22 protein-coding genes are annotated in these 24,867 nt (G+C 64.7%); 17 read left to right on the top strand and 5 right to left on the bottom strand.

Annotated elements, in window-relative coordinates:
• Positions 1-233: 233 nt before the first annotated feature.
• Genes QQL28_RS12075 through QQL28_RS12060 form a run of 4 tightly spaced genes read left to right on the top strand, consistent with a single transcriptional unit; the run spans position 234 to position 3,570 of the window.
• On the top strand, positions 234-1,151 hold the full coding sequence (locus tag QQL28_RS12075) for a branched-chain amino acid ABC transporter permease (protein WP_284265192.1): 918 nt from the start codon (positions 234-236) through the stop codon (positions 1,149-1,151).
• A complete protein-coding gene (locus QQL28_RS12070) occupies positions 1,148-2,092 on the top strand; it encodes a branched-chain amino acid ABC transporter permease (protein ID WP_284265190.1) in 945 nt (314 codons plus the stop codon). Before QQL28_RS12075 ends, QQL28_RS12070 begins: the two co-directional genes overlap by 4 nt.
• Positions 2,085-2,852, top strand: coding sequence for an ABC transporter ATP-binding protein (locus QQL28_RS12065; RefSeq protein WP_284265187.1), 768 nt, complete (start codon positions 2,085-2,087; stop codon positions 2,850-2,852). The genes QQL28_RS12070 and QQL28_RS12065 overlap by 8 nt, the downstream gene beginning before the upstream one ends.
• A gap of 4 nt (positions 2,853-2,856) precedes the next feature.
• Complete coding sequence (locus tag QQL28_RS12060) at positions 2,857-3,570, top strand: ABC transporter ATP-binding protein (protein ID WP_284265593.1); 714 nt, start codon at positions 2,857-2,859, stop codon at positions 3,568-3,570.
• Between the two features lie 178 nt (positions 3,571-3,748).
• Here the strand turns inward: QQL28_RS12060 and QQL28_RS12055 are convergent, their stop codons facing one another.
• The 3 genes from QQL28_RS12055 to QQL28_RS12045 form a co-directional block, all read right to left on the bottom strand.
• Positions 3,749-4,147: a hypothetical protein gene (locus tag QQL28_RS12055; protein ID WP_284265185.1), complete on the bottom strand. Its 399-nt coding sequence runs from the start codon at positions 4,145-4,147 to the stop codon at positions 3,749-3,751.
• Between the two features lie 342 nt (positions 4,148-4,489).
• Complete coding sequence (locus QQL28_RS12050) at positions 4,490-5,926, bottom strand: glutamine synthetase family protein (protein WP_284265184.1); 1,437 nt, start codon at positions 5,924-5,926, stop codon at positions 4,490-4,492.
• A 282-nt stretch (positions 5,927-6,208) separates the two neighbouring features.
• The gene (locus QQL28_RS12045; RefSeq protein ID WP_284265181.1) at positions 6,209-7,567 is read right to left on the bottom strand and encodes an aromatic ring-hydroxylating dioxygenase subunit alpha; all 1,359 of its coding nucleotides are present in this window, start codon (positions 7,565-7,567) and stop codon (positions 6,209-6,211) included.
• Between the two features lie 111 nt (positions 7,568-7,678).
• Between QQL28_RS12045 and QQL28_RS12040 the strand changes: the two genes are divergently transcribed.
• The 3 genes from QQL28_RS12040 (at position 7,679) to QQL28_RS12030 (ending at position 10,287) form a co-directional block, all read left to right on the top strand.
• Entirely contained in the window at positions 7,679-8,464 is a 786-nt protein-coding gene (locus QQL28_RS12040) for an IclR family transcriptional regulator domain-containing protein (RefSeq protein WP_284265179.1), read from the top strand.
• 113 nt (positions 8,465-8,577) lie between these two features.
• Positions 8,578-8,907 (top strand): PRC-barrel domain-containing protein, encoded by a 330-nt coding sequence (locus QQL28_RS12035; RefSeq protein ID WP_284265177.1) that lies wholly within the window; start codon positions 8,578-8,580, stop codon positions 8,905-8,907.
• A gap of 249 nt (positions 8,908-9,156) precedes the next feature.
• Positions 9,157-10,287, top strand: coding sequence for a glycoside hydrolase family 172 protein (locus QQL28_RS12030; protein ID WP_284265175.1), 1,131 nt, complete (start codon positions 9,157-9,159; stop codon positions 10,285-10,287).
• Here the strand turns inward: QQL28_RS12030 and QQL28_RS12025 are convergent, their stop codons facing one another.
• The gene (locus tag QQL28_RS12025; RefSeq protein WP_284265173.1) at positions 10,288-11,196 is read right to left on the bottom strand and encodes a helix-turn-helix transcriptional regulator; all 909 of its coding nucleotides are present in this window, start codon (positions 11,194-11,196) and stop codon (positions 10,288-10,290) included. It abuts the gene before it with no gap.
• A gap of 122 nt (positions 11,197-11,318) precedes the next feature.
• On the opposite strand from QQL28_RS12025, the gene QQL28_RS12020 reads away from it, so the two are divergent.
• From QQL28_RS12020 to boxB, 5 genes are all read left to right on the top strand, one after another.
• Entirely contained in the window at positions 11,319-12,860 is a 1,542-nt protein-coding gene (locus QQL28_RS12020; protein WP_284265171.1) for a benzoate-CoA ligase family protein, read from the top strand.
• A 114-nt stretch (positions 12,861-12,974) separates the two neighbouring features.
• Positions 12,975-13,793 (top strand): alpha/beta fold hydrolase, encoded by an 819-nt coding sequence (locus QQL28_RS12015; protein ID WP_284265169.1) that lies wholly within the window; start codon positions 12,975-12,977, stop codon positions 13,791-13,793.
• A 39-nt stretch (positions 13,794-13,832) separates the two neighbouring features.
• Positions 13,833-14,336: a DUF309 domain-containing protein gene (locus QQL28_RS12010; protein WP_284265168.1), complete on the top strand. Its 504-nt coding sequence runs from the start codon at positions 13,833-13,835 to the stop codon at positions 14,334-14,336.
• 119 nt (positions 14,337-14,455) lie between these two features.
• On the top strand, positions 14,456-16,144 hold the full coding sequence (gene boxC / locus QQL28_RS12005; RefSeq protein ID WP_284265166.1) for a 2,3-epoxybenzoyl-CoA dihydrolase: 1,689 nt from the start codon (positions 14,456-14,458) through the stop codon (positions 16,142-16,144).
• Positions 16,145-16,280: 136 nt separating this feature from the next.
• Positions 16,281-17,732, top strand: a complete 1,452-nt coding sequence (boxB, locus tag QQL28_RS12000) for a benzoyl-CoA 2,3-epoxidase subunit BoxB (RefSeq protein WP_284265164.1) — start codon at positions 16,281-16,283, stop codon at positions 17,730-17,732.
• Between the two features lie 180 nt (positions 17,733-17,912).
• Here boxB and QQL28_RS11995 read toward each other — a convergent pair whose 3' ends face one another.
• Entirely contained in the window at positions 17,913-18,971 is a 1,059-nt protein-coding gene (locus QQL28_RS11995; protein WP_284265163.1) for a polysaccharide deacetylase family protein, read from the bottom strand.
• A 165-nt stretch (positions 18,972-19,136) separates the two neighbouring features.
• Here QQL28_RS11995 and QQL28_RS11990 point away from each other — a divergent pair, with 165 nt between their 5' ends.
• The 5 genes from QQL28_RS11990 (at position 19,137) to pstS (ending at position 24,842) form a co-directional block, all read left to right on the top strand.
• Positions 19,137-20,531: an OmpA family protein gene (locus QQL28_RS11990; protein WP_284265161.1), complete on the top strand. Its 1,395-nt coding sequence runs from the start codon at positions 19,137-19,139 to the stop codon at positions 20,529-20,531.
• Position 20,532: 1 nt separating this feature from the next.
• Positions 20,533-20,829: a hypothetical protein gene (locus tag QQL28_RS11985; RefSeq protein WP_284265159.1), complete on the top strand. Its 297-nt coding sequence runs from the start codon at positions 20,533-20,535 to the stop codon at positions 20,827-20,829.
• A gap of 472 nt (positions 20,830-21,301) precedes the next feature.
• Positions 21,302-22,357, top strand: coding sequence for a putative bifunctional lysylphosphatidylglycerol flippase/synthetase (locus QQL28_RS11980; RefSeq protein ID WP_284265157.1), 1,056 nt, complete (start codon positions 21,302-21,304; stop codon positions 22,355-22,357).
• Between the two features lie 33 nt (positions 22,358-22,390).
• On the top strand, positions 22,391-23,689 hold the full coding sequence (locus QQL28_RS11975) for an ATP-binding protein (RefSeq protein ID WP_284265155.1): 1,299 nt from the start codon (positions 22,391-22,393) through the stop codon (positions 23,687-23,689).
• Positions 23,690-23,831: 142 nt separating this feature from the next.
• Positions 23,832-24,842: a phosphate ABC transporter substrate-binding protein PstS gene (gene pstS, locus QQL28_RS11970; RefSeq protein ID WP_284265153.1), complete on the top strand. Its 1,011-nt coding sequence runs from the start codon at positions 23,832-23,834 to the stop codon at positions 24,840-24,842.
• Positions 24,843-24,867 lie beyond the last annotated feature (25 nt).

Below are 24,867 nucleotides of genomic sequence, written 5' to 3'. Positions count from 1 at the left end.
TTGATGAGAGGTGCGGCAGGTTGACCCATCCTCCGCGCCAATCTTCTTGCAACGCGCGCTCATCGCCTGTTCGATGAGATGCAACAAAGTGCATGTCGGGCGCAGAATCGCTCTTGCGTCGGAACGATACTGCCATTACCGATTTTGGCCTTGAAAAGGCAGGGGGAGCTCTTTCACTGATGGCGACCGTGTTCGAACATCGGCGCAACGTGATGCGTGGCTGAAAGAGCTCGATGCTGCTCGTCGTCGAACAATTCCTCAACGGATTGCAGTTCGGGCTGCTTCTCTTCCTGCTGGCCGCCGGCCTGACGCTGGTGTTCGGGATCATGGATCTCGTCAACCTCGCGCACGGCTCGCTCTACATGATGGGTGCCTATTTCGCCGCGACCTTCGTCGCCTGGACCGGCAATTTCCTGCTGGGAGCGCTGCTCGCGCTCGGCGCGACGCTCGTGCTCGGCATCGTGCTCGAAGTGGTCGCGCTCAGGCATCTCTATGGCCGTGATCATCTCGACCACGTTCTCGCGACCTTCGGCCTGATCCTGTTCTTCAATGAAGCGGTCCGGCTGATCTGGGGGCCGGCGGGCCTGGCGCTGCCGCTGCCGCCCTGGCTCACCGTTCCGGTGCCGATCCTGCCCGGCATCTATTATCCGGCCTATCGGCTTGCGATCATCGTGGTCGCGCTGCTGGTCGCGCTCCTCCTTTACCTCGGCGTGATGCGCACGCGCATCGGCATGCTGATCCGGGCCGGCGCCTCCAACCGTGAGATGATCGGCGCGCTCGGCATCAACATCAAGCTGCTCTACACGCTGGTGTTCGGCCTGGGTGCCGCACTTGCCGGACTCGCCGGCCTGATGCAGGCGCCGATCCTCACCGTGCAGATCGGCATGGGCGAGAACATCCTGATCCTCGCCTTCGTCATCATCGTGATCGGCGGCATCGGCTCGATTCGCGGCGCGTTCCTCGCGGCGGTTTTCGTCGGCATGATCGATACGCTCGGCCGCGCCTTCCTGCCGAACCTGCTGCGCCAGATCCTGAGCTCAACCGCGGCGTCCACCGCCGCGCCCGCGCTGTCCTCGATGCTGATCTATCTCTTGATGGCGATCGTGCTGGTGGTGCGGCCGGAGGGGCTGTTTCCGGCCAATCGTCGATGAAGGCTTTGAGCGTGAGCAAGGCCGTCACGGCCCTGGTGCTGGCAGGCCTCGTGCTGCTGCCGCTCTATTCGCAGCTGTCGGGCAACATCTTCATCCTGACACTGTTCACCCGCATCGTCATCCTGGCGCTTGCGGCCGCCAGCCTCAACCTCATCATGGGCTATGGCGGCATGATGAGCTTTGGCCACGCCGCCTATCTCGGCATCGGCGGCTACGCGGTGGGCATTCTGGCGCAGGAAGGTGTTGGCTCCGGCTTCATCCAGTTCCCGGTCGCGCTTGCGGCGTCCGCGCTTTATGCGCTGGTGATCGGCGCGCTCTCCTTGCGCACCCGCGGCGTCTATTTCATCATGATCACGCTCGCTTTCGCGCAGATGGCCTACTACGTCGCCTCGGGCCTCGCGCGTTACGGCGGCGACGACGGTCTCACCGTCTACAAGCGCAGCGACTTTTTCGGGCTGATCGATCTCTCCAGCCGTGTGCAGTTCTACTATCTCTGCCTCGCCTGCCTGTTCGGCGTGGTCTTCCTGATCTGGCGCATCGTCAATTCGCGCTTCGGTCTCGTCGTGCAGGGCCTGCGCTCCAACGAGCAGCGCATGCAGGCGATCGGCTTTCCGGCAAAGCGCTACCAGCTCGTCTGCTTCGTCATCTCGGGCACCATGTGCGGGCTCGCCGGCGCGCTGCTCGCCAACAACACCGACTTTGTCAGCCCGGCGGTGATGTACTGGACGCGCTCCGGCGACCTCATGGTGATGGTGATCCTCGGCGGCATGGGTGCGCTGTTCGGCCCGGTCATGGGTGCGGTGGTGTATCTGCTGCTGGAAGAATTCCTGTCGCAGATCACCGAATATTGGGCGCTGATCATGGGCCCGCTTCTGCTGCTGATCGTGCTGTTCGGGCGCGGCGGCATCATGGGCCTGCTCGGGAGGGCCGATCGTGGCTGAACCCTTGCTCCGCGTCGAAAAGCTGGTGCGCCGTTTCGGCGGCATCACCGCGACCGATCACGTCTCGCTCGATGTTTCGGCCGGCGAGCTGCACGCCATCATCGGTCCAAACGGCGCCGGCAAGACCACGCTGATCAGCCAGCTGACCGGGCATCTCTCGCCGCATGCGGGCAGCGTCTCGCTCGGCGGGCGCGATATCACTTATCTGCCGGCCTATCGCCGCTGCGCGCTGGGGCTGGCGCGCTCGTTCCAGATTACCTCGCTGCTGCTCGACTTCACCGCCGCCGACAATGTCGCGCTGGCGGCACAGGCGCATGCCGGCACGTCGTTCCGCTTCTTCGCCGATGCGCGGAAGGAGAGGGGCCTGCGCGATGCCGCCCATGCCGCGCTCGATCGCGTCGGCCTGTCGCATCGCGCCGATGTCGTGGTGAGCAGGCTCAGCCATGGCGAGCGGCGCGAGCTCGAGCTTGCGGTCGCGCTGGCGAGCAAGCCAAAAATCCTGCTGCTGGACGAGCCGATGGCCGGCCTTGGCGCCACCGAATCCCAGCGCATGGTGAAGCTGCTTCAGGATCTGCGGAAAGAAGTCTCGATCGTGCTGGTCGAGCATGACATGCCGGCGGTATTCGCGCTCGCCGACCGCATCTCGGTGCTGGTCTATGGCCGCGTCATCGCCTCCGGCGATCCGGCCGCGATCCGCGGGAACGACGAGGTCAAGCGCGCCTATCTCGGCGATCAGCACGTGGTGACGCGCCATGACTGACGGGATGGCTGACACGCTGCTCGACGTCGACGGCATCGAGACCTGCTACGGCCTTTCCCAGGTGCTGTTCGGCCTGTCGCTGTCCATCAAGCCGGGCGAGATGGTCTCGCTGATGGGCCGCAACGGCATGGGCAAGACGACCACCATCCGCTCCATCATGGGCCTGACACCGGCTCGCGCCGGCGCGATCCGCTTTGCGGGCTCGGAGGTGCGACAGCTTCCATCCTACAGGATCGCAAAGCTCGGCGTCGGCCTCGTGCCCGAGGGGCGCCAGATCTTTCCGAACCTCACCGTGCGCGAAAATCTCGTCGCCGCGGCCGCCGACCGCTTCGGCAGCGACAATCCCTGGACGCTCGCCGCGATCTACGTCCTGTTCCCGCGCCTCGCCGAGCGCGCGTCCAACATGGGCAACCAACTCTCGGGCGGCGAACAGCAGATGCTCGCCATCGGCCGTGCGCTGATGACCAATCCAAAGCTCCTGATCCTCGATGAAGCGACCGAAGGCCTCGCCCCGCTGATCCGCGAGGAGATCTGGAATTGCCTGTCGCTGCTCAAGAAGCGCGGGCAGTCGATCCTGGTCGTCGACAAGAACGTCGACCACCTCGCCCGCATCTGCGACCGCCACTACATCATCGAGCGCGGCAAGACGGTGTGGAGCGGCACCTCGGACCAGCTGACGGCCGAACCGGAGCTGCAGCATCGGTATCTGGGAATTTAGGGTTGGCGCGGTGTGTTTGGTGCGAGCTTGCGCCGTGCACCCGACGTCGTCCCGGCGAAGGCCGGGGCCCATAACCCCAGGGAAAAGTTTTGCGAAGATTGGTTGTTCGGGATAAGCACCGACCCAATCGATGGATCACGCGGTATGGGTCCCGGCCTTCGCCGGGACGACATCCAGATCACCAATAAATCCCGTGGCGGTGCAGTTCGCGGATCACGCGGGCTTCGACCGAAGGCTCGCGACGCTTCGGCTTGCTTGCGACCGTCGTCTTGGCCGGCTCGGTTGTCGCGACGGGAGCGGTGGTCTGCGGCGTGGATGGCGTCGTCACCGGAGCTGCCGTTGGCGTGGTGGTCGTTGCCGTCACGGTCGGCTGCGGCGTGGTCACGGGCGTTTGTGTGGTGGCGGCCGGCGTCGTCACCGGAGCCTGCAGCGCTTGCGGCGTTGCGGGCGCCTGCGGCGTCGCTGGCTGGGTCGCCTTTTCGCTTGCGTTGGCTGCGGCGAGGCTGAGGCTCCGAGATCCGGCATAGGCTTGGCTGGCCAGCAACGACATCGCAACGATCAGGATCAGCTTGCGCATCGGAAACCCCGTTATTTGGTCAATCCGTCTTACCTAAACCAATCAGTCGCTCTCAACGCGCCAAGTGGTGCACGCCGATCTTCATCAAGGTGGCCCGGCAGGACAGGCGGTAAATCAGGCTGAACAATTGACCCCACATGACCGAACTCCATTGTCTGATCACATGGTGCCAGCCTAGCGCCTTAGTCTTTCCGGCGGTTTTCGAGGGATGCGGAAAATGGCTTCGTCGGACAGCGATCTGATGTCGTCGGCACAGGTGGGACGAAGTCGCCTCACAGCGGTGTGAGGCGTGAGCGGGAGGCGCGGTACGGCGTTGCCGTCACCACCCTCCAAGAGCCGGTCTCAGAACATCTCGAAATATTCGCGATGCTCCCAGTCGGTCACCTCGGCCAGGAAGCGGTCGATCTCGGCATTCTTGATGTGGGTGTAGTAGTCGACGAATTCCGCCCCCAGCTTTTCGCGGAAGAATGGATCGTCCTTCAGAGCGCCGACGGCATCGCGCAAGGATTTTGGCAGCAGCGGTGCCTTGGTCTCGTAGGGTGCGTCGGCCGACGGGCCGGGATCGAGCTTGCGGTCGACGCCGTCCAGCCCCGAGAGGATTTGCGAAGCCATGTAGAGATAGGGGTTGGCGGCGGGCTCGCCGATGCGGTTCTCCAGGCGCGTCGCCGGATCGTTGGCGACGCCGAGCACGCGGATCATCACGCCGCGATTGTCACGGCCCCAGATCGCGCGGTCCGGCGCCAGCGAATAGGAACGATAGCGCTTGTAGCCGTTGATGGTCGGTGTCGTGAACACGGCGGAGGCGCGGGCGTGATCGAGCAGGCCCGCGAGCCAGGCGCGGCCGAATTCGCTGAGCGGCTGACCGGCCTCTTTCGCCATGAACAGATTCTCAGCCGTCGCGCGCGAGACGATCGACTGGTGCAGATGCCAGCCACTCGCGAACACGTTCGGCAGTTTGGGCCGGCACATGAAGGTGGCGTGATAGCCGTGACGGCGCGCGATCTGCTTCACGGCAGAGCGAAACAGCACCATGTTGTCGGCGGGCTCGATGCCCTTCCGCGGCTGGAACGTGAATTCGCACTGGCTCGGCCCGAACTCGACCTCGACGGAGCGCAAGGGAAGCCCGAGTGCGACGATGTCGCGGCGCAGGATCTCCAGAACCGGCTCCATCTGATCGAAGCGCTGCTCGGTGAGGTACTGATAGCCGTGGCTGAGCAGGCTCACCGACGGCGGCGTGCCGGGCTGACCGGCATCCTCCGGGCGCATCTGCGCGTCGTCGAGCTTGAAGATGTGGAACTCGACTTCGAGGCCGGCGACGAAATCATGACCGCGCGCGCCGAGCTCGTCGAGCACGCGCTTGTAAATCCCACGCGTCGCGAACGGCACCGGCCGTCCGTCATTGAAGTAGAGATCGCACAGCAGCCAGCCGCTGGTCGGCGCCCAGGGCAGCACGCGGAACGTGGTGGGGTCGGCGACCATCAGCACGTCGGCCGCGCCCTCCATCTCCTTCATGCCGAAGCCGCCGCCGGCGGTGAACACCGGGAATACGGTCCGATGCGAAGAGTCCTTGGCGAGCATGGTCGTGGTGATGGAGCAACCGCTCTCGAGCGAGGCGATCGCCTCGGCCGCGATGATGGTCTTGCCGCGCAAAATGCCGTGCTGGTCGGGGAAGGCGAGGCGGACGACCTCGAGGTTCTTCTCCTCGACCATTCGCCGCACGCGCGGCGCCGCGTCCTTCTGCTCCGCCGACCAAAGCCCATGACGCGCGACGAAAGTCACTTTGGTTGCTCCTCAGTCCACTCTGTCATCGTCCGCCTTGTGCGCAATTGCGCACTGGGGCGGACGATCCAGTATTCCAGAGACGGTCGTGTGTCCACGAGAGGCCGCAGCGTACTGGATGCCCCGCCTTCGCGGGGCATGACAGCGGAGCATGTGGCGTCCGCCACATTCTCCGTCATTGCGAGGAGCGAAGCGACGAAGCAATCCAGAATCTTTCCGCAGATGCATTTCTGGATTGCTTCGCTTCGCTCGCAATGACGAAGGTGGGATCTTCACTCCAATTCACTCCGCCGCCGTCAGCCGGTGCACGTTATCGGCAATGTCCTTCGGCACCGGCGCCATCCAGGGGGCGCCGCGCCGCCGCTTGACGTCGACTTCCATCCAGTAGGTCTCCCAGCCCTGGGTCGGGCCGATGCCGTCCATGGTCGCCGGCCCCTGGATGCTGCGTGCGTTGCCCTCGTCCAGATGCAGCATCGGCTTCTCGCCGCCCAAGACTTTCTCGATCTCCTGCCGCAACAGGCGGCGATACTGCACGATCGCCTTGTCGCTCTGGCCGAGATGCTCCTTGGTGCGATCCTGGATCGCGCCCATCGATTCCACCGCCCACTGGTCGTGGACGTTGATGTCGGTGCCCATGCCGGTATAGGTCGCGGTCTGCTGCTCGTGCGGATCGAAGCCGTAATCGTTGGCCTTGTTCTTGCGCGAGATGTAGTCGGGCAGCTCGTAGAGCTCGAGCCGCTGGTCGCGCATCTTCTGCTTGTCGACGGGGTTCGTGTAGCTGGTGAAGATCGCGTACCAGTAGCAGTTCTCGTCATCGACCGGCACGTGCCACTGCGTGATCGTCATCTCCGTGCTCATGGGAATGACGAAGCCGTGCGGGAAGAGCTGGTTGGTGACGCGCACATGGGTGCGCTCCTGGTCGATCTCGCGCAGCGCGATCAGTCGCAGACCATATTCGGTATGCTCGACATTGATGATCGGGCGGTCGTACTCTCGCAGAATCTTCGTCATCGGCAGGTCGCTTCCGGCGGAGGCGCCGCGGAACTGCTTGCCGTAGGCGGTCGAGGTGTCCTCATCCTCGAAGAAGCGGTGCAGATAGGAGGCGTGCGCGGGATCGATGCCGACCTCCAGCGCCTGGAGCCAGTTGCAGGCCATGTGGCCCTTGAATGCAAAAGTATGCGTGCCGGGCGCGACGAAGCAGTCGATCTCGGGAAAAGCGGGCGGGGTGCCCTCGCCGAGCCACGCCCAGAGGATGCCGCTCTTCTCCACCACGGGATAGGAGCGCTGCCGGATGTTCTGGCAGAGCTTTGAATCCTGTGGCTCGGCCGGCGTCTCGATGCACTGCCCCGTCGCGTCGAACAGCCAGCCATGGAAGGCGCAGCGCAGGCCGCCATGCTCCAGCCGACCGAAGGCGAGGTCGGCGCCACGATGCGCGCAGTGCCGGTCGATCAAGCCATAGCGGCCACTCTCGTCGCGGAACAGCACCAGGCTTTCGCCGAGCAGCTTGACCGGGCGGATTGGACGCGCGCCCTCCAGCTCATCCACCAGCGCCGCCGGCTGCCAGTAGCTCCGCATCAGCTTGCCGCACGGGTCTTTCGGCCCGGTGCGGGTGATCAGGTCGTTCTGCTCCTGGCTCATCATGGCGGGTCGCGTCCTCTTGCTCGGAGTGGCGTTGTTCGCCTATTGAACGAATGGGCGAATTATGACATGCCTTGATTTGGCAGCAAGCAATATTTTGCAGGCGCGGATCCGATGCCCAAGCTGAAGCGGAACGAGACGGAGGAGCGCGCGACGGATTTCGTCGAGAGCCTCGATCGCGGCTTGCGGCTGTTGCAGATGTTCGGCACGACCGCCGGCCCGATGACACTCAGCGATCTTGCCCGCGCCGCCGAGCTGCCGCGCGCCACCGCCCGGCGCATCCTGTTCACGCTCCAGCGCGGCGGTTTCGTCGCGACCGACGGCAAGCTGTTCTCGCTGACGCCGCATGTGCTGACGCTGGCGGCGTCGTATTTGCGCTCCAACCAGCTCGTCGCCGTGCTGCAACCGGTGCTCGACCGTGTCGCGACCGCGGCGCAGGAGATCTCCTCCCTCGCGGTGCTCGACGGCGACGACGTCGTGTTCATCGCGCGCGGCAGTCCGATGCGGGTGTTCTCCGGCGGGCTCGAGATCGGCTACCGCCTGCCGGCCTTTTGCACCTCGGTCGGCCGCGCCATGCTCGGCCAGTTCGACGATGCCGCGCTCGCCGCACGCCTGAAAAAGATGAAGCGCGAGGCGCTGACGCCGCGGACGGCGACCGATCCGAAGCTGCTCCTTGCGCAGATCGCCGCCGATCGTGCCCGGGGTTTCTCGCTGGTCGATCGCGAGGCCGAGCCGCATTTCCGCTCGATCTCCGTTCCCGTCCGCCGCTACGACGACACCATCGTTGCCGCCATAAACATGGGCGCCCATGTCGATCGCGTGCCGACGCAGGAGCTGATCGACCGCTTCCTGCCGCTCCTGCGCGAGGGTGCCGTGTCGGTGCGCTCGCAGTTGCTGTAGCCTTGTAGCCCGGGTGAGCGCAGCGATACCCGGGGTCTTCCCGGATGTCGCTTCGCTCATCCGGGCTACAGGGCTATAATGCGTGCAAACGCAAGAACCCCAGGGAGCACGCCATGCACACCATGGTTCCCAGTGATCGCGTGGAGCATGTCGCCGTCTTCGGGCGCGACGGCACGAAGCTCGGCACGATCGAGCGGCTGATGCTCGACAAGGTGAGCGGAACGGTCGCCTATGCCGTAATCAAGACCGGCGGGCTGCTCGGCACGCATCACCATTATCCCGTCCAGTGGAGCGCGCTGAAATACGATCCGCACCGCCAGGCCTTCCAGGTCGAGGTGACGCTGGACGAGCTGAGCGCCGGCCCTTGCGAGTTCGACGGCGAGGAGTTCGACTGGGGCGACCGCTCGCGAGCCTATCAGCATCCGAACTACTGGTCGGTCTAGCGGCGTGGCTGCGTCGGGTGGGTTGGCGTCGGCGTAACCCACCTCGTTGCCCTCCGGATGTCGAGAGAAGTGGTGGGTTACGCTTCGCTAACCCACCCTGCGATCCCTGCCTGGACCAAGCTCCTGCCTCCTAGCCTTGTAGCCCGGGTGAGCGTAGCGATACCCGGGGAAGCGCCGCAGAGTCCCGGATGTCGCTTCGCTCATCCGGGCTACGGAGGCTTTCGAATCGTGACCGCAAGGTGAGACACAATGACATTCTCCGGACTAGGCCTCCATCTCGGCAACCTCTCGCGCCTGTCGAACGCGCAGTCGCGCTCGATCAGTCCGGAAAATTTCACCGGCGAAAAAGGCAAGGGCGGCATGGCCGTCGATGGCCCGGCGGCACCGCAGGCGCGTGACCTCGGACGAGGCTGGAAGATCTCGCCTTACGTCGTCATCGAGCCCGGCGCGACCTTTACGCTGGCCGACATCGAAGGTGCGGGCGCGATCCAGCAGATCTGGATGACGATTTCGCGCGGCCGTCTGCGCCGTTTCATCCTGCGCATCTATTGGGATGACCAGGCGTTGCCCAGCGTCGAATGTCCGATCGGCGATTTCTTTGCCTGCGGCTGGGAGGAATTTGCGCAGGTGTCCTCGCTGGCGGTCTGCGTCAATCCGGGCCGCGGCTTCAATTGCTATTGGGAAATGCCGTTCCGCAAGCGCGCGCGGGTCACGCTGGAGAATCGCAACGAGGAGGCGCAGACCATCTACTACCAGATCAACTACACGCTGACGGACGTGCCGGAAGATTGCGCCTATTTTCACGCGCAGTTCCGCCGCACCAATCCGGTGCCGTACAAGGAAGTCCACACGTTGCTCGATGGCGTCACCGGACACGGCCACTATGTCGGCACTTACATGGCCTGGGGCTCGAACAACAATGGTTGGTGGGGCGAGGGCGAGATCAAATTCTTCATCGACGGCGACGGTGAGTTTCCGACCATCTGCGGCACCGGCACCGAGGATTATTTTGGCGGCGCCTACAATTTCGATCCGCGCGTGCCGTGGCAGCTCGCCAATCCCGGCGCGAGCGGCGGGCCAGCGTCGCGCTATCTCGAATTCACGACGCCCTATGCCGGCCTGCCGCAGGTGATCCGCCCCGACGGCGTCTACAAGTCGCAGCAGCGTTTTGGCATGTACCGCTGGCACATTCCCGACCCCGTGCGCTTCCGACGCGATTTGCGCGTGACGATGCAGGCGCTCGGCTGGCGCTCCGGCGTGAAGGAGCCGAAATATCTGCCCTTGCAGGACGACGTGGCGTCGGTCGCGTTCTGGTACCAAACGCTGCCGACGGCGCCGTTCCCCGAGCTGCCGGGCGTGCATTATCTCGAGGTGGATTGATTAGAGCGCCACGCTTCGCAGCCCAAAGCTGCGCGCTTCGTTCTGCAACACCGGTCGCACCGCGTCGATCAGCCGCGCTGCGGCGGCGTCGACACTCAGCCCCGCCGTATCGACCACCGCCGTCGCGCGCGAATACAGCGGCTCGCGGCTGAGCAGGATGTTGCGCAGCTCCGTCATCGCGGAGCGATCATCGGCCATCGGGCGCAGGTCGCCCTGGCGGCGCACGCGGGCCATATGCTCTTCCGGCTCGGCCTTTAGCCAGATCGTGTAGAACGAGGACAGGATCTGGTCGAAGGTCAGCGGCTCCGAGACGATGCCGCCGCCGGTCGCGAGCACCATCAGCTCGTGGCGCGCGAGGAGCTGTTGCAGCGCTGCCTGCTCCATGCGGCGAAAGCCTTCCTGGCCGTAGAGCGCAATGATCTCGGCGATCGACAGCCCGTTCTGCTCCTCGATCGCCTTGTTGAGCTCGACGAAGCTCCAGCCGATCTTCTTCGCCAGCATCCTGCCGAGCGTGGATTTACCGGCGCCGCGCAGGCCGATCAGCGCGATGCCGCAGAACGGCGCACGCCGCGGAGCGGACGCGCTGCCCCCAGTGAGGAGGTCCTTGGCCTGTGCGATCTGGCCAGGCGTTGCCTTGCGCAGGAGATCGCGGAACATCTGCCAGTCCGGCGCAGGCTCGATCGTCGGCAGCAGGTCTTCCAGATGCGCGCCCATCGCGTTCGACACGCGCCTGAGCAGCACGATCGAGACATTGCCTTTGCCGCCCTCGAGCTGGGCGATGTAGCGTTCGGAAATGCCGGACACCTTGGCGAGGACTTTTCGCGACATGCCGCGCAGCGCGCGCGTGGTGCGCACGCGCTGGCCAAGCTGTTCGAGGAATTGGGATTCGGCGTCGGGGCTTTCGGTCATTTGCCTTCTTTAGCGGATGTCCGGCGGCGCATTTGTCGGAAACATAATGCCTGATGGCATTGACAGCAAGCCGACGGAGTGTCTTTCTATGAATTATAATTCAAAATTCGGGGGAGAAGTCCGTGAGCGAGGCATCCTATAACGCGGTGACCTGGCTGCTCGACCGTAACGTCGCGGAGGGCAGGGGCAACAAGCTCGTCTTCGACGACACCGTCTCCCGCCTGACCTATGGCGAGCTCCAGCAACAAACGCGTCGCGCCGCCAACATGCTGCGCCGTCTCGGCGTCCGCCGCGAGGAGCGCGTGGCGATGATCATGCTCGACACGATCGATTTCCCGATCGTGTTTCTCGGCGCGATCCGCGCCGGCATCGTGCCGGTGCCGCTGAACACGCTGCTGACCGCGGAGCAATACGCCTACATTCTCGCCGACTGCCGCGCGCGCGTGCTGTTCGTCTCCGAGGCGCTCTATCCCGTCATCAAGGACGTCGTCGGCGGCATGCCGGATCTCGAGCATGTCGTCGTCTCCGGTAAGAAGCAGAACGGCCACAGGCAGCTCGCGGAAGAGCTCGCGCAAGAGACCGATGATTTCGCAACTGTGGCGACGCATCCGGACGAGCCCGCGTTCTGGCTCTATTCGTCCGGCTCGACCGGCATGCCCAAGGGCGTGCGCCATCTGCATGCGAACTTGCAGGCGACCGCCGACACCTATGCCAAGCAGGTGCTCGGCATTCGCGAGGACGACGTCTGTCTGTCCGCGGCAAAGCTGTTCTTCGCCTATGGCCTTGGCAATGCGCTGACCTTTCCGATGTCGGTCGGCGCCACCACGGTGCTGAACACCGAACGGCCGACGCCGGCGCGCATGTTCGAGCTGATGAACCGATACAACCCGACCATCTTCTATGGCGTGCCGACGCTGTTCGCGGCCATGCTCAACGACGAAGCCGGTAAGCAGGAGCGCGGCGGCAACAAGCTTCGCATCTGCACCTCCGCCGGCGAGGCGCTGCCTGAGTCGGTGGGCAACGCCTGGAAGGCACGCTTCGGCGTCGACATCCTCGACGGCGTCGGCTCGACCGAGCTGTTGCACATCTTCCTGTCGAATGCGCCGGATGACATCAAATACGGCTCGTCCGGCAAGCCGGTGCCGGGCTATGCCGTGCGGCTCGTGAACGAGGCCGGCCAGGACGTGCCTGACGGCGAGGTCGGCGAGCTCCTGGTCGATGCGCCGTCGGCCGGCGAGGGCTACTGGAATCAGCGCCACAAGAGCCGCCGCACATTCGAGGGGCCGTGGACGCGCACCGGCGACAAATATGTTCGCGACGCCGATGGCCGCTACACCTTCTGCGGACGCTCCGACGACATGTTCAAGGTCTCGGGCATCTGGGTCTCGCCGTTCGAGGTCGAGAGCGCATTGATCACGCACCCGGCCGTGCTGGAAGCAGCCGTCGTGCCAGAAGCCGATCCGGAAGGCCTGTTGAAGCCGAAAGCCTTTGTCGTGCTGCGTCCCGGTGCCAAGACGAGCGATCTCCAGGAGATGCTGAAGGAGCACGTCAAGCAGAAGATCGGCCCCTGGAAATATCCGCGCTGGATCGATGTCGTGGAGTCGCTGCCGAAGACGGCAATCGGCAAAATCCAGCGCTTCAAGCTGCGCGAAGGCGCGCATTAGCGGCAGCTCGTCATGGCCGGGCTTGACCCGGCCATCCACGCGCCACAGCGGCTAGGGATAGACGTGGATGCCCGGGTCAAGCCCGGGCATGACGATGGAGAGAAGAGCAACAGCATGATCAACCTCACCCCCGCAGGCTTTCTCACCAACGGCGGCGCCAGCCTCGAATACAAATGGCTTGCGCCGAAATCCGCAGATGCGCCCACCATCGTCATGCTGCATGAGGGGCTCGGCTCGGTCGGCCTGTGGGGCGACTTTCCGGAAAAACTGCAAGCGGCGACCGGGGCCGGCATCTTCCTCTATTCGCGCGCGGGCTATGGCCAGTCGAGCCCGGTGACGCTGCCGCGGCCGCTCGACTACATGCATCGCGAGGCGCTCGACGTACTGCCGAAGCTGCTTGACGCGATCGGCTTCAAGCGCGGCCTGTTGCTCGGCCATTCCGATGGTGCCTCGATCGCGACTATTTACGCCGGTTCACATCAGGATCATCGCCTGCAAGGCATTGCGCTGATCGCGCCGCATTTCATCGTCGAGGACATCTCGGTGAAGTCGATCGCCGAGATCAAGACGGCTTACGAGACCACGGATCTCAAGGCCAGGCTGGGGCGCTGGCACAAGGACGTCGACAACGCCTTCTATGGCTGGAACGGCGCCTGGCTCGACCCAAAATTCCGCAGCTGGGATGTTTCCGAGTACCTCGCCTATATCCGCGTTCCCGTCCTGGTCGTTCAAGGTGTGGATGACCAGTATGGGACAATGCGACAGGTCGAGATTGCGCAGGAAGAGTGTTATTGTCCGGTAGATTTGAAAGTCATTTCAGAGGCGGGGCACTCCCCGCATCGTGAAGCGCCGGGGGCGACGCTTGACGCTATTGCAGAATTTGCCCGGGCGGCGTTGCGCGCCGACCTGGGTCTTGAGGGACATGCCGCATGAATCATCGGGGGCTCCGCTCCGATGATCGCGCGACCATCCGTGACCGGCTCCCTGCCATGGCCGCAATGGGCCTATGTGCCCGGCGAAACCGACCTCGACGCCGATTGCGAGACGCTCGACGTGGCCAAGGCGCTGGTGCCGGCGGCGTTCCGCGGCCACGTGCCGGCACGGCATCCGGCGCTGCGCTACGGGCTCGCGCTCAACGATCGCGGCTACTTCTGGGAATCGCAGGAGATCCTGGAGGCGGTGTGGGCGGCAGCTCCCCAGCGCGGCCGCGAGCGCATCCTGCTGCGCGCCTGCATCTATGTCGCCAACGCGAACCTGCGGCTGCGCATCGTCAGGCCGCATTCGGCCTCGTGCCTGTTCGGCGAGGCGCTGGAGGAGCTGCGCGAGTTGCGGACACGCAAGGCATCCGGAGGCGCCGACGGCTTCGTCGACCGCTTTCCGACCGAGGCGTTGGTCGCTCTTCTCCAGGCCAAGCTCGGCGGGCAGCAGCTGTCCAAGGCCGATTGGGTCCCGCTCGGGACGATTCCACGCTCCTGAGCCATCATGAAGCAAAATGCATGTATGGTCCGCAAAGGACTAGACGCGCTCTAAAAGATGCACTATTGTGCATGTAACGGTTAAAACCAAACGCGCATAGTCAAGCTCAAGGGTGGCTCATGGCCGGGGAAGATCGTCGCCTCGCAGGCGGAGCGAAATTCATCGATTTCCAGACCGATCCGTCGCGCTACCGGCACTGGAAGCTTGCGATCGACGGTGATGTCGCGACGCTGACCATGGACGTCGACGAGAACGGCGGCCTGTTCGAGGGCTATCTGCTCAAGCTCAATTCCTACGACCTCGGCGTCGACATCGAGCTGGCGGACGCGATCCAGCGGCTGCGCTTCGAGCACCCCGAGGTGAAGGTCGTGCTGATGCGCTCGGCCAAGAACCGCGTGTTCTGCGCCGGCGCCAACATCCGCATGCTCGCCGGCTCGACCCACGCCCACAAGGTCAACTTCTGCAAGTTCACCAACGAGACCCGCAACGGCATGGAGGACTCTTCGGAGAATTCCGGCCAGCGCTTCATCACCGTGGTGAACGGCTCGGCCGCCGGCGGCGGCTATGAGCTGGCGCTCGCAACCGACCACATCATCCTCGCCGATGACGGCTCGTCTGCTGTTGCTCTGCCCGAAGTGCCGCTGCTCGCGGTGCTGCCGGGCACCGGCGGGCTCACGCGCGTCGTCGACAAGCGCAAGGTGCGCCGCGACCATGCCGACTTCTTCTGCACCATCGAGGAAGGCGTGAAAGGCAAGCGCGCGGTGGCCTGGCGCCTGGTCGACGAGATCGCGCCCAACTCCAAGCTCGAGGCGAAGATCACCGAGCGCGCCAAGGAATTCGCAGCGTCATCCAAGCGCAAGGGCAGCGGCAAGGGCGTGGCGCTGACGCCGCTCAAGCGCATCATCGACGAGACCGGCATCCGCTACGGCTTCGTCAGCGTCGATATCGATCGCGCCGCGCGCATCGCCACCATCTCGATCAAGGCGCCGGAGGCTGCGCCTCCCGCCGATATCGACGGCATGCTGGCGCAGGGCGCCTCCTTCTGGCCGCTCCAGGTCGCGCGCGAGCTCGACGATGCGATCCTGCACCTGCGCATCAACGAGCTCGAGATCGCGATGCTCGTGTTCAAGAGCCATGGCGAGCGCGTCCATGTGCTCGCCTGCGACGCGTTCCTCGAAGCCAACAAGGCGCACTGGCTGGTCAACGAAATCAGGCATTACTGGAAGCGCGTGCTCAAGCGCATCGACGTCACCTCGCGCACGCTGGTGACGCTGGTCGAGCCCGGCTCCTGCTTTGCCGGCACGCTCGCCGAGCTCGTGTTCGCCGCCGACCGCTCCTACATGCTGATCGGCACGCGCCAGGGCGACAATCGTCCGCCGCCGTCGATCGAACTCTCCGCGATGAACTTCGGCCCCTATCCGATGAGCCATGGGCTGACCCGCCTGCAATCGCGCTTCCAGGCCGATCCGTCCGATGTGGAGCGCGCGGAAGCGACCGTCGGCACCAGCCTCGACGCCGAGGAGGCCGAGGAGCTCGGCCTCGTCACCTTCGCGCTCGACGATATCGACTGGGATGACGAGGTCCGCGTGTTCCTGGAGGAGCGGGCGAGCTTCTCACCCGACAGCCTCACCGGCATGGAAGCGAGCCTGCGCTTCGTCGGTCCGGAGACGATGGAGTCAAAAATCTTCGCGCGCCTGACCGCGTGGCAGAACTGGATCTTCCAGCGCCCGAACGCGGTCGGCGAGGAAGGCGCGCTGCGCCGCTACGGCAGCGGCCAGAAGCCGAAATTCGATATGACGCGGGTGTAGCTATCGCGTCCCGGGCGCGCTGCGGCACGAAGTGACGCTGCGCAGAACCGGGACCCAGATTGACCGGACAATGGGTCCCGGCTCTGCAGCGCGCCGCGCAGCGTCCGGGACACGAGACAGACCAAGGAGCACGGCCATGAACATGAACATCATGAACGTCGACTACTCGACCAAGATTCCCAACAACGTGAATCTCGCCGAAGACCGCCAGGTGTTGAAGGCGCTGGAAGGCTGGCATCCCGGCTACATGGACTGGTGGAGCGACATGGGCCCGGAAGGCTTCCAGGAATCGCTCGTTTACTTGCGCACCGCCTATTCGGTCGATCCGCGCGGCTGGGCCAAGTTCGACTATGTGCGCATGCCCGACTATCGCTGGGGCATCCTGCTTGCGCCGCAGGAGGAAAACCGCGTCGTGCCGTTCGGCGAGCATTATGGTGAGCCGGCCTGGCAGGAGGTGCCCGGCGAGCATCGCGCCATGCTGCGCCGCCTGATCGTGATCCAGGGCGACACCGAGCCGGCTTCCGTCGAGCAGCAGCGTCATCTCGGCAAGACCGCGCCGTCGCTCTACGATATGCGCAACCTGTTCCAGGTCAATGTCGAGGAAGGCCGTCACCTCTGGGCGATGGTGTACCTGCTGCAAAAATATTTCGGCCGCGACGGCCGCGAGGAGGCGGACGAATTGTTGCGCCGCCGCTCCGGCGATGCGGACGCGCCGCGCATGCTGGGCGCCTTCAACGAGGCGACGCCGGACTGGCTGTCCTTCTTCATGTTCACCTATTTCACCGACCGCGACGGCAAGATGCAGCTGCACAGCCTCGCGCAGTCGGGCTTCGATCCGTTGTCGCGCACTTGCCGCTTCATGCTGACCGAAGAAGCGCATCACATGTTCGTCGGCGAGACTGGCATCACCCGCGTGGTGCAGCGGACCTGCGAGGCGATGAGCGAGGCGGGCATCTCCGATCCCACCGACATCGCCAAGGTGCGTGCGCTCGGCGTCATCGATCTGCCGACCATCCAGAAGAAGCTGAACCTGCACTATTCGCTGTCGCTCGACCTGTTCGGCTCGGAAGTGTCGACCAACGCTGCGAACGCGTTCAACGCCGGCATCAAGGGCCGCTACAAGGAAACGTCGATCGAGGACGATCACCAGCTCAAGAGTGCGACCTACCCGGTCATGAAGTTCGTCGACGGCCAGATCAAGATGGTCGACGAGCCGGCGCTGACGGCGCTCAACATGCGGCTGCGTGACGACTACACCCAGGACTGCGTCAAGGGCATGCTGCGCTGGAACAAGGTGATCTCGACGGCCGGCTACGACTTCAAGCTGACGGTGCCGCACGTCACCTTCCACCGCCACATCGGCGAGTTCAAGGACGTGCATGCCACGCCCGAGGGCATCCTGATCGACGACGCCACCTGGGCCAAGCGCAAGGACGACTGGCTGCCGTCAACGAACGACGGCGACTTCATCGCCTCGCTGATGAAGCCCGTCACCGAGATCGGCCAATTCGCCTCCTGGATCTCGCCGCCGAAAGTCGGCATCGACAACAAGCCGGGCGATTTCGAGTACGTGAAGATCGAGTCATAAGGCTGTTCGCGAGACGCAACGGCTGCGCCACACCATCCCTGTCGTCCCGGCGAGGGCCGGGACCCATAACCACAGGAGAAGTTTGGCGAAGACTCGTTGTTCGGGACTCCTACCGACAGCGATCGATAGACTCTGCGGTATGGGTCCCGGCCTTCGCCGGGACGACAGCGGAGAGGGAGGCTACGCCGCGGCAAACCGGCGAAAGCCGTTCCACATTGCGGTGGCGGCGCCTGAAGTCAGCACTGGCAGGATGCGGGCGTCCTGGTAATTGCCGTTGAGCGAGACGCGCGGCAGCGCGGTCGGCTGGCCGGCATTCTCGGCAAACAGCATGCCCGGGCGCGTCGTCACCGCAGTCTTGAAGCCGCTCGCTGCGGCAAGTGTGAATTCGCGATCGCCCGCGGCATGACGATCGCCATAGGGATAGGCGAAGTGCTGGACGGGGCGGCCGAGCGCGTGCTCGATCCGCACGCGGCTCACCGCCATCTCCTGCGCCACGATCTCCTCACTTTGCTTGGCGAGGTTGCAATGGGTGATGGTGTGGGCGCCGATCGTCACCAGCGGATCTGCAGCCAGCGCTTTCAGCTCGTTCCAGGACAGGCAGAGGTCGCGGCACAGCGCGGCCATGTCGACATCATACTTCGCGCAGAGCGCCTTGATCTCGCGATCGAGGTCGTGCTCGCCCGGGAGTGCGCGCAGCCAGTCATGCAGACGGTCGAACGCCGCCTGTTTCGCCGCAGGTGTCGTGGCATCGAGACGGAGCGCGCCACGGCCGATCTGTACGTCGATCTGGCTCGCCTTGGCGATGATGGCCTCGAGCGCGATCCACCAGAGACGTCCGGTGCCCTCGGCGAAATCGCTCGCGACATAGATGGTCGCCGGTGCGTCGAATTCGCGCAGCACGGGAAGCGCAAAATCCCGGTTGTCGCGGTAGCCGTCGTCCAGCGTGAAGGCAGCGAAGCGGCGGGTGAACCGGCCCTGCGCGAGCCGCTCATGCAGCTCGTCCATCGAGACGATGTCGATGTCATGCGAGCGCAAATGGCACAGCGTAGCGCGCAGGAAGTCCGGCGTGACTTCGAGATGCCGGTTGGGTTGGAACGCATCCTCCCGGGACGGCCGCACATGGTGCAGCATGAAAATAGCGCCGACGCCGGCGAGCAACGGCCGCAGCAGGTGGTGCGCCCCGCTGAAATAGAGTGCTTCCAGCCCGACGCGGATGACGTTGTTGCGCAGTTGTTTCATTGAAGGCTGGTTGACCCCCGGCATTCCAAGGTCAACCTAGGGGGGAACCCTTGAAGAAAAAGTTAGTCCGGTTGCTTACCCAGGGCCTTCACAAGGCCGCCATTTCCGGTTTGACAGCCCGCCAAGGGTTTGTTTTGTCTCCGGTTCCAGAGTTCGGGTCGTCGAATGCAGAAGCTTTTCAGGTGGGCCAGCAAATGGTGGCCGGGGTTGATCCCCTTGGCCGTCATGTGGGGAATTGCGGCCTGGAATAACACCTTGCCGCTGGAAGCCGACCTGTCCGCCCGCTCCGCCGCGGCGCTCAAGAATACCGTTCTGGACAAGACCCGGATCGCGGTGGCCGGCCGCGACGTCAGCTTTGCCGCGGAGGCGTTCTCGGAGGAGGGCCGTCGCGACGCCGTCACGGCGGTCGAAACCGTGCCGGGCGTGCGCCTGGTCGACGACCTGACCCGGCTGGTTCCCGAGGCCAAGCCTTTCGTCTGGAACGCGGAACGGGACGTCGTTCGGGTCACCCTGTCCGGCAGCGCGCCGCTGCCGGGGGTCAAGGGCCGGCTCGTGGAGGTCGCCCGCAAGGATCTCGGCGGCATCGAGGTCGCCGATCAGATGGGATTGGCGCGCGGCGCGCCGCCGCGCTTCGAGAATGCCGCGATGCTGCTGCTCGACCAGGTCGGCAAGCTCAAGGACGGCAAGATCACGGTCTCCGACACCAGTGTCAGCCTGTCCGGCATGGCGCGCGAGCTCGGCGGCCGGGAAGCCATTGCGGCGGCGCTGAAAAACCTGCCCGAAGGTTTTTCGGTCGCAACCAACGACATCAAGGCGCCGCCTTACATCTTCCAGGCCTACAAGGACCCGGTCGCCGCGACCGTGACGCTGACCGGGTACGTCCCCGACAACACGATCCACGCGGCCATCGCCACGGCGGCGGGACGAAAATTCTTCGGCGAGAAGGTCGTCGACAATCTCAAGGCCAGCATCGGCGCGCCCGCGTCGTTCGGCAATTCGGTGGTCGCCGCGCTTGGGGCTCTGTCACGGCTCTCGACCGGCACGCTGGTGGTGACCGACCGCGAGGTCAAGCTGTCGGGCGATGCGCTCTATGAGGGCGCGGCCGCCGATATCCGCGCCGGCCTCGGCAAGGATTTTCCCAAGACCTGGCAGTACAAGCCGGAAATCACCGTGAAGCCCGCCGCTGGTCCCGTCGATGGCACGGTCTGTCAGCAGCTGTTCTCCGAGCTCCTGACCAAGGGCAGGATCCGCTTCGAGCCGAAGCGGGCCAATATCGACCCGGATTCCGCGGGCCTGCTCGATCACCTCATCGAGACGGCGCTGCGCTGCCCGAACGCCATGATCGAGGTCGCCGGCCACACCGATTCCGACGGCGAAGATTCCTTCAACCAAGCGCTGTCGGAGAAGCGCGCCCAGGCGGTGATCGACTATCTCGTCAAGGCGGGCCTGCCGTCCGATCGCTTCACCGCGGTCGGCTACGGCAGCACGCAGCCGGTCGCCGGCAACGATACCGACGAAGGCAAGGCGCAAAACCGCCGCATCGAATTTCTGGTGAGGTGACATGTCCTTTCTGCTGTCGTTCCATTGGGGCTGGCTGGTCGGATCGCTGCTGCTCGGGCTGGCGATGGGTTGGATCTCGGTGGTCCAGCGCGGCAGCGGCACCTCGAAGGTGCTGGCACGCTGGCTCGCGGTCCTCGTGGCCGTGCTGGTCGCGGTCTCGCTCGCCCGCGTGATCCCCGGCCGTTTCGGCTACTGGCTCGACCTCGGCCTGACCATGTTCGGCTGCTATCTCGTCGGCTGCACCATTGGCGCATGCCTGCGCGACTGGGTGGTCTCGCGCAGCGCGCCCGCGGCCTGAGCTTTGCGCTTGCAGCCTGCCTATCCGCAAGGCGCGCTGACTGCCCTGGTGACTGCGCCTTGGGCGCTGCGCAGGACTGCGGCGCTCCGGCGCCGGCCAAAATTGCCTTCAGGCCGCCTTTCCACCGCCGATCGCCGGCCCAAAGATTGACGCCGGCTTAAGCCGCGGTGGAACATTACAGGGCTGAAATCATCAAAGCTTCATGGCCCATACGCAGGATCGCGATAGAGATTCGGCAGAGGCCGCGGCGGGAAAGAGCCAAACGGTGCAGGACAAGCGCGGATGCCCGCCTAAAATATTGAAGAAACGCGTTTTTGTGCGTATTGGCGAATTCCACTCCGGCTCAAAACGCGCTACTGGAGGGACGGAGGGCATGCGCGAAGCTGGAGCTGGCGCCAAAGGTATGTTGAATATCCGTACGTCCGCCAGTTCGTCGGCCGACACGGCCGCGGAAGCGTAGTTCGAGGTCTAGATGCTGGAAGCCATACGCAGGGCGATGACGTTTCTGCGCCAGAAGCAAATCCTGCATAAGCTTGGCGTCGTGATCAGCGTGACGGTCATCGGCATCGCTTGCTACGTGCTCTACCACATGCTGCGCGGCATCGACCTCAACGAGGTGGTCGAGGCGATCAAGAGCACCGAGCCGAGCCAGATCGCGATGGCGGCGCTGTTCGTAGCCGCCGGCTATTTCACCCTGACCTTCTACGATCTGTTTGCGACGCGCGCGATCGGTCACGCCCATGTGCCCTACCGCATCAACGCGCTCGCGGCCTTCACCAGCTACTCGATCGGCCACAATGTCGGCGCCAGCGTCTTCACCGGCGGCGCGGTGCGCTATCGCATCTACTCGGCCTGGGGGCTGAACGCGATCGACGTCGCCAAGATCTGTTTCCTCGCCGGCCTGACCTTCTGGCTCGGCAACGCCGCGGTGCTCGGCCTCGGGATCAGCTATCACCCCGAAGCTGCTGCCTCGATCGACCAGCTGCCGCCCTGGCTCAACCGACTGGTTGCCCTGGGCATCATCGTCGCGCTGGTCGCCTATGTCGTCTGGGTGTGGACCCAGCCGCGCGTGGTCGGTCGCGGTCCCTGGACTGTGGTGCTGCCGGGCGGCCCGCTGACGCTGCTCCAGATCGCGATCGGCATCGTCGATCTCGGCTTTTGTGCGCTCGCGATGTACGTGCTGGTTCCGGACGAGCCCAATCTCGGCTTCGTCGTGGTCGCGGTGATCTTCGTCTCCGCCACGCTGCTCGGCTTCGCCAGCCACTCCCCCGGCGGGCTCGGTGTATTCGACGCCGCCATGCTGGTCGGGCTGTGGCAGATGGACCGCGAGGAGCTGCTCGGCGGGATGCTGCTGTTCCGCGTTCTCTATTATCTTTCGCCCTTTGTCATATCTGTAATCTTGCTGACGTTTCGAGAGGTTATTATCGGCGCCCGATCGAAACGGCTGCAGCAGGCGGCCCTCAAGCTCGATCCCGGCCCTGCGCGCGAAGCCGCTTATGTGAGAGAGCGCAGCGACAAGAGCGCCTGACCGGCCGACAATCTTTAAGGAGAGGCCTGCCCGATGGCGATCGACGCCCACCCTTCTCCCACGGTCCAGCCCTGGTCCGACCGGCTGCGGCATTCTGCGATCATCCTGATCGCCGCGGCGCTGGCGCTGTCGGTGGTGGTCTCGCTCGGGGAATTGTCGGCAATGCGTGCGGTGGCGGTGTTCCTCTGCATCGCGGCGGCGGCGCTGGTCCCCTGGCGGCTGCACGATACCGCCGCCTCGCGCGACGACGTCCGCCGCATCAACCCGGTCGAAGGCGCGTCGGTGGCCGCGGTGGTCTCGGGCATGCCCGATCCGGCCGTGCTGCTCGACCGCGCCGGGCGTGTCATCCATCTCAATGCCGCAGCAGCCCAGCTTGCGCCGGCGCTGCGCAAGAACGAGCTCGCCCAGTTCGCACTGCGCTCGCCCGAGATCATCACCGCGCTGCGCGAGGCGATTGCTACATCCGAGCCGCGCCGTGCGGACTATCTCGACCACGTGCCGGTCGACCGTTGGATGGAGCTGATCATCACGCCGGTGCCGGTGCCGACCTCGTTCGGCGGCGCCGACAAATGCATGCTGATGACCTTCCACGACCAGACGCCGCTGCGCCGGGTCGAGGAGATGCGCGCCGATTTCGTCGCCAATGCCAGCCACGAGTTGCGCACGCCGCTCGCCGCGCTCTCCGGCTTCATCGACACGCTCCAGGGCCAGGCCAAGGACGATCCCAAGGCGCGCGAGCGCTTCCTCGGCATCATGCACACCCAGGCGACCCGCATGGCGCGCCTGATCGACGATCTGTTGTCGCTGTCGCGGGTCGAATTGTCGGCGCATGTGCGCCCCGACACGCTGGTTGATGTCGTGCCGATCATCCGCCAGGTCGCCGACGGGCTCGAACCGCTGGCGCGCGAGCGGCAGGTGGACGTCGAGATCGATCTGCCGGAAGCGGCGGTGATGATCGCGGGTGACCGCGAGGAGCTGTTGCGGCTGTTCGAGAACCTGATCGAGAACGCACTGAAATACGGTGCCTCGGGCGGGCGGGTGATCGTCTCCCTCACCATGGTCACCGCGGCCGATGGCTCGCCGGAAATTCGCGTCATGGTGCGCGACTTCGGTCCCGGCATTGCCCCGGAACACCTGCCGCGGCTCACCGAGCGCTTCTATCGGGTTGACGTTGGCGACAGCCGCTCACAGGGCGGGACCGGCCTCGGATTATCGCTGGTGAAACATATCGTTAACCGGCACCGGGGCCGGCTTTTGATCGAAAGCGTGCCCAAACACGGTGCCACTTTCACCGCTTGTTTTCCCCAGGCCAAGCCCCCGGCGCTGAGCTGAAAAGCAAGCTGTTTCAGTCGCTTAAGCCTGTCATCCGACTGTCACGAAACCTTCGTAAAAGCACTACCGACCGCTCCTAAAGGGGCGGCGCGGGAGCGCGATCGGGCGCGCATGGCGCTTCGCTCCCCCTTTGGAGACCAGCATGAATTTTATCAAAACCATCGTCGCTGCTGGCTTGGTGGCCGCATCGACGTCGGCCTTCGCTGCCGATATCACCGGCGCCGGCGCGACCTTCCCGTTCCCGATCTATTCGAAGTGGGCTGACGCCTACAAGAAGGAGACCGGCAACGGTCTGAACTACCAGTCGATCGGCTCCGGCGGCGGCATCAAGCAGATCCAGGCCAAGACCGTGACCTTCGGCGCCAGCGACGCGCCGCTCAAGGCCGAGCAGCTCGAGAAGGACGGCCTCGTTCAGTGGCCGATGGTGATGGGTGCGATCGTTCCCGTCGTCAATATCGAGGGTGTGAAGGCCGGCGAGCTGACGTTCGACGGCGAGACGCTCGCCAGCATCTATCTCGGCAAGATCACCAAGTGGGATGATCCGGCCATCAAGAAGCTCAATCCCAACGCCAAGCTGCCCTCCGACGCGATCACCGTTGTGCGCCGTTCGGATGGTTCGGGCACCACCTTCAACTTCACCAACTACCTCTCCAAGGCCAGCGCGGACTGGAAGAGCAAGGTCGGCGAGGGCACGGCCGTCGAGTGGCCGGTCGGCGTCGGCGCCAAGGGTAACGAAGGCGTCTCCGGCAACATCAGCCAGACCAAGAACTCGATCGGCTATGTCGAGTACGCCTATGCCAAGCAGAACAAGCTGACCTACACCGGTCTCGTCAACAAGGCCGGCAAGCCGGTGCAGCCGACGGTCGAAGCCTTCCAGGCGGCCGCCTCCAACGCCGACTGGGCCAAGGCTCCCGGCTACTATGTCATCCTGACCGACCAGCCCGGCGAGAAGTCCTGGCCGATCACGGCGGCGACCTTCATCCTCATGCACAAGGATGCGACCGACAAGGCGGCCTCGCAGGAAGCTATCAAGTTCTTCCGCTGGGCCTTCAAGAACGGCGGCAAGGCGGCCGAGGAACTCGACTACATCCCGATGCCCGACGGCGTCGTCCAGCTGATCGAGAAGACCTGGGCTGCCGAGATCAAGAGCTGATCGCAGCGTGGATGCTCGCGCTCCG

The organism is Bradyrhizobium iriomotense (assembly GCF_030160715.1).
In the GTDB taxonomy this organism is placed as follows: Bacteria; Pseudomonadota; Alphaproteobacteria; order Rhizobiales; family Xanthobacteraceae; genus Bradyrhizobium; species Bradyrhizobium iriomotense.
Note: the sequence above shows the minus strand (reverse complement) of the source record. Positions and strands in the feature narration are given on the sequence as shown.